This window comes from Mesorhizobium sp. M7A.F.Ca.CA.002.05.1.1 (assembly GCF_003998335.1).
Classification (GTDB): domain Bacteria; phylum Pseudomonadota; class Alphaproteobacteria; order Rhizobiales; family Rhizobiaceae; genus Mesorhizobium.
The window spans coordinates 1-4,575 of sequence record NZ_RZQI01000477.1 but is presented as its reverse complement, the minus strand read 5'-3'; the positions used below and the strand labels follow the sequence as shown (position 1 = coordinate 4,575).

Below are 4,575 nucleotides of genomic sequence, written 5' to 3'. Positions count from 1 at the left end.
TTAGATTAATGGCCGGCGCGCTTCACCCAGCCCTTCCCAGCCGGCGAGCCGCTTGAGCCCTTCATTGTCGGAAACCACGCAGCCGCCGTCGCGCCAGACGATCAGCTTGCGATCCATCAGCTTGCGGATCGTCTTGTTGGTGTGAACCAGCGACAGGCCAAGCGTATCGGCGATGTGCTGTTGCGTGATCGGTATCTGGACGGATTGGTTGCCATTCAGTCCGACAACCTTGGCGCGGCTGCCGATGAAGGCGATGAGATAGGCAGCGCGCTCGATCGCACTGCGGCGCCCAAGGCTGAGCAGATTCTCGTCCAGCATCCGCTCTTCACGCGATGCGATCCAGGTGATGTCATAGGCCAGCCCGGGATGATTGCGGTACAGCTCATGCAGATATTCGCGCTCGAAAACACACAGCAGCATCGGCGACAGTGCCTCCACGGAATGCTGCATCTCGCCCATCACACTGCCTTGCAGGCCAATCAGATCACCGGGCATGAGATAGTTGAGAATCTGGCGGCGGCCGTCCAGCAACAGCTTGTAGCGAAACGCCCAGCCGGAGAGCACGGTGTAGAGATGGGCGCTATGGCTTCCCTCCACCAGCACCGTGCCACCCTTTTCGACTGCGAGTTCGCCCTTCTTGAATTTGCTGATGAAGGCCAGTTCCTGTTTTTCGAAATCGCGAAAAATCGGCAACGGCCGCAATGGGCAGTTCTCGCAAGGATATTGGCGGCTGGAGAAAGCGCTATTGTTCTGAACCGACATTTCGACCCCCCTTCGAAAGCCGCTCTTGGAGAGCGCGTTTCAACGCGTTGCAAGGATTGAGGTTCCGCCCGCTTGCCACATGTCTTTTTTAAATGACAGCAAGCGAATTAGCGATCATGACTCCGGCGTTTCAAGGAGTCTTTGCCTGTGCCCACATTGCTCGACGGATTGCGGATTCTGGTCCTGGAGGACGAATTTCTGATCGCCATGGACGTCGAGCAGCTTTGCCGCGACCATGGCGCCGATGAGGTGGTGATCGCCCGTGACCTGACCGAGGTCGATGGCCGCGAGGTCGCCACGCGATTCGATGCAGCCATTGTCGACTTGATGCTGGGCGGCGCCTCAACCATCGATTTCGCCTCCGGGCTGCGCGCGGCAGGCATACCTTTCGTGTTTGCGTCGGGCTATTCGGATGTCGATGAAATCAAGGCATCGTTTCCGGGCGTCAGGCTGGTTGGCAAACCCTATTCGGGTGAAGACCTCGTGCAAGCGGTCGCCGCGGCCTGCGGACGCGCTTGAGACACGATCGCGGTCAGCTCGCCGGCGAGCTCGTTACCTGGGCCGAAATTGCGTCCGGACCATACTCGTCCTCGCCTGATATTTTCAGGATCTCCTGCAAGCGCGTACGGGCTCGGCTGACGCGGCTCTTGATCGTTCCCACCGCGCAACCGCAGATCTCGGCGGCCTCCTCGTAGGAGAAACCAGATGCGCCGATGAGGATGATGGCTTCGCGTTGGTCCTCCGGCAATTGCTCCAGGGCGCCGCGAAAATCCTTCAGGTCGAGCTGGCCGTGCTGGGCCGGATGAACGGCAAGCCTGGCCGTCATGATACCGTCGCTGTCCTGCACTTCGCGCCCGCGCTTGCGCATCTGCGAATAGAACTCGTTGCGCAGGATGGTGAAAAGCCAGGCCTTGAGATTGGTGCCGGGCTGGAAGCTCTCATGCTTGTCCCAGGCCTTGACGAGCGTTTCCTGGACGAGGTCGTCGGCTTTGTCGGCATTTTGCGTCAGCGACACGGCGAACGCGCGCAGACTTGGGATTGCCCCAAGCAGATCGGTCTTGAAGCCTTGTGAGACCGCGGCCATGCCTCAGTCCTTCTTCTGTGCGGGTTCAGCCCGTTCCAGCTGGCTAAGCAACTGGGAAAAGCGATCCGGCACATCGTCGGAGACCAGCGCGTCGTAATATTGTTTGAGTTTGCGTCCGATTTCGGAGTTCGGCCCAAGAGCATCACCAGAACCGTTCCGGCGCCTGCTCTCGGCGCCAGCCAGAATATCTTTCGTCATATCCTTCATTTTGCCCTTGTATTCCCAGCGCTCAAACCGCTCTTATCATACTCAACACAACGCAAGCGGCGCCCTCGTCTGGTTGCCCATCCCGACCCCAAACGCCCCTCCCCGGTATTTGTTCCGTCGAGGCGGAACTTTTTCTAAAAATCCGCGTTATCGTCAGGGCTTGCAGTCAGCTTGACCTGCTACGCATTCACGTCATTCTGAGGGAGACGTCTTACCATGAGCTTATCCGCCACCATCGCACCACATCTGCCCTTCCTGCGCCGCTTCTCGCGGGCTGTTTCCGGGTCGCAAGAGAGTGGTGATGCGCTGGTAGCCGCGATGCTCGAGGCCATCATCGCCGATATCGAGATATTTCCCGAAGCATCGAGCGACCGCATCGCGCTGTACAAGGTTTTCGCCAAGCTGTTCACATCGGTCGCCATCCGCGTTCCACAGGAGCAGGCGCAATCGGCGTGGGAACAGCGCACCGCCGCCAATCTGAATGCGATCGCGCCGCGGCCCCGTCAGGCCTTCCTCCTCGTGGCTGTCGAAGGCTTCAGCGAGGACGAAGCGGCTGAGATCCTCGACGTCGGCGACCAGGAGTTTTCAGAGCTGCTTGCCCAGGCGAGCAACGAGATATCCCGCCAGGTGGCAACCGACGTTCTGATCATCGAGGATGAACCGCTGATCGCCATGGATATCGAAGAAATGGTCGAGAGCCTCGGGCACCGGGTCGTTGGAACGGCGCGCACCCATGCCGAGGCCGTGATGATGTTCGGCAAGACACGGCCGAAGATGGTGCTGGCCGACATCCAGCTTGCCGACGGCAGTTCCGGCATCGAGGCCGTGAACGAGATCCTGTCATCGACGTCGGTGCCGGTCATCTTCATCACCGCCTTCCCCGAGCGCCTGTTGACTGGTGAACGACCGGAACCAGCCTTCCTGGTCACCAAGCCGTTCAATCCCGACATGGTCAAGGCGCTGATCAGCCAGGCACTGTTTTTTGACCGGCAGGCGAAAGCAGCCGCATAGTCGCGAATTGAGGAGTGGAGGAATTGAGGATTGAAGGCGATAGCCTCGCTCGCCGATTTCTCCAGATCATCAAAATCGTCAATTCATCAACTCAATTCTTCAATTCTTCACTTCGGGCCGCCTGATCCACGCATCGGGCGGTGAGGGCGAATTTCCTGCGCGTCCGGCTGCCGAACGAATTGCAAGCTCGGTCTTTTTCGGCAAAGGGTGGGAACAAACCGCAACCACCCACGTTTTTATCGCATCATTCGAAGGAGATGCATCATGCTTTACTGGGCGCTCGTATTTCTCGTCGTTGCGATCATCGCCGGCGCGCTTGGTTTCGGCGGCATCGCCGGTACATCTGCCGGCATAGCGCAGATATTGTTTTTCATCTTCCTCGCTTTCCTGGTCATTTCGCTTCTTGCGGGCCTGTTCAAAAGGGCTTCGTAAAGACGGACGGCCGAACACTGGAAGCCGCACCCCTCAAACGGTTTCCAGCCACCGCCGGGCGGTGTCCTTCAAAGGACGCCGTCCGGCGGACCGTTTTTTGGCGGCGGGTTCGGGAAACCTCTTTGGAACCCATTCACCGGTGAGCCGTTCAGCCTGAATTGGGTGGACAGTTTGGCCGATGGGTTCCAGGACCGGAAACAGGAAGGACGACGTGCAAAGCGATGAAGTCATCGCCCTCCATCCTGCCGAAAGCGGCATGCAGCTCGGCCGCGCCCTTCTTCACGCGTTGCACAATGCCGGCATTTCCGTTCTCTACCAGGATCGCGAGATGAAAACCGTATGGGCGCGCAACATGCGTGCGCCCTGGGTTTCGGACACCGCCGACAGCATCGGTATTTTGCCGGAGGCGCAGGCCGACCGCATCGGCGCGGCCAAGCGCGACGTCATTGCATCCGGCAACCCCCAACGTCTCGAGATCAGCGTTCCCGTCGAGGATGGCAGCCGCTGGTTTGAGGTCTGGATCGATGCCGACCACGGCGACGGCGGCACGGTGCAAGGCGTCGTCACCACGATGGTCGAGACGACCGAGCAGAAGCGCCGTGAGCAGACCCTGACGACGCTGTTGCGGGAGGTGAGCCATCGCTCGAAAAACCTGCTGGCGATCATCCAGAGCATAGCCACCCAGACCGGTCGCTACTCCGACAGCATCGGCGATTTCCTGACACGTTTTCGCGGCCGGCTGCAATCGCTGGCTTCGTCCCAGGATCTCGTGACCTCTTCCAACTGGCGGGGCGCCGCACTTCGCGAACTCGTATCGGGCCAAGTGGGCCGCTACGGCGGCGATCCGGTTCGCAGCCTGAGGTTTCAGGGGGCCAACCCCTATCTCAATCCCAACGCTGCCCTGCATATCGGCCGTGCGATGCATGAACTCGCCGTCAATTCGGTGAGCTATGGCGCCCTGTCGCGGCCCGATGGATTCGTCAATGTTACAGCCAACCTGACCGCCGCCGACACGGGAACCTCCCTGTCGCTGACATGGGCCGAGGCAATCGGAGCCAGTGATGTCAGGCGTAGCGAGA

General features: G+C 59.8%; 7 protein-coding genes. 4 read left to right on the top strand and 3 right to left on the bottom strand.

What is annotated here, in order from left to right; genetic code table 11:
• The gene (locus tag EN939_RS21960) at nucleotides 1-762 is read right to left on the bottom strand and encodes a Crp/Fnr family transcriptional regulator (RefSeq protein ID WP_127269632.1); all 762 of its coding nucleotides are present in this window, start codon (nucleotides 760-762) and stop codon (nucleotides 1-3) included.
• A 207-nt stretch (nucleotides 763-969) separates the two neighbouring features.
• Here EN939_RS21960 and EN939_RS21955 point away from each other — a divergent pair, with 207 nt between their 5' ends.
• Nucleotides 970-1,281: a response regulator gene (locus tag EN939_RS21955; RefSeq protein ID WP_164748877.1), complete on the top strand. Its 312-nt coding sequence runs from the start codon at nucleotides 970-972 to the stop codon at nucleotides 1,279-1,281.
• A 13-nt stretch (nucleotides 1,282-1,294) separates the two neighbouring features.
• On the opposite strand, the gene EN939_RS21950 is transcribed toward EN939_RS21955, so the two are convergent.
• Both EN939_RS21950 and EN939_RS21945 read right to left on the bottom strand, forming a co-directional pair.
• The gene (locus EN939_RS21950) at nucleotides 1,295-1,846 is read right to left on the bottom strand and encodes an RNA polymerase sigma factor (protein ID WP_013529285.1); all 552 of its coding nucleotides are present in this window, start codon (nucleotides 1,844-1,846) and stop codon (nucleotides 1,295-1,297) included.
• Nucleotides 1,847-1,849: 3 nt separating this feature from the next.
• Nucleotides 1,850-2,053, bottom strand: a complete 204-nt coding sequence (locus EN939_RS21945; RefSeq protein WP_127269630.1) for a NepR family anti-sigma factor — start codon at nucleotides 2,051-2,053, stop codon at nucleotides 1,850-1,852.
• A gap of 216 nt (nucleotides 2,054-2,269) precedes the next feature.
• On the opposite strand from EN939_RS21945, the gene EN939_RS21940 reads away from it, so the two are divergent.
• The 3 genes from EN939_RS21940 to EN939_RS21930 all read left to right on the top strand — a co-directional run.
• Nucleotides 2,270-3,064, top strand: a complete 795-nt coding sequence (locus EN939_RS21940; RefSeq protein WP_023810997.1) for a response regulator — start codon at nucleotides 2,270-2,272, stop codon at nucleotides 3,062-3,064.
• Between the two features lie 264 nt (nucleotides 3,065-3,328).
• The gene (locus EN939_RS21935; RefSeq protein ID WP_013529282.1) at nucleotides 3,329-3,496 is read left to right on the top strand and encodes a DUF1328 domain-containing protein; all 168 of its coding nucleotides are present in this window, start codon (nucleotides 3,329-3,331) and stop codon (nucleotides 3,494-3,496) included.
• 178 nt (nucleotides 3,497-3,674) lie between these two features.
• A partial coding sequence (locus EN939_RS21930; protein ID WP_164751136.1) for a sensor histidine kinase occupies nucleotides 3,675-4,575 on the top strand: 901 nt, incomplete at its 3' end.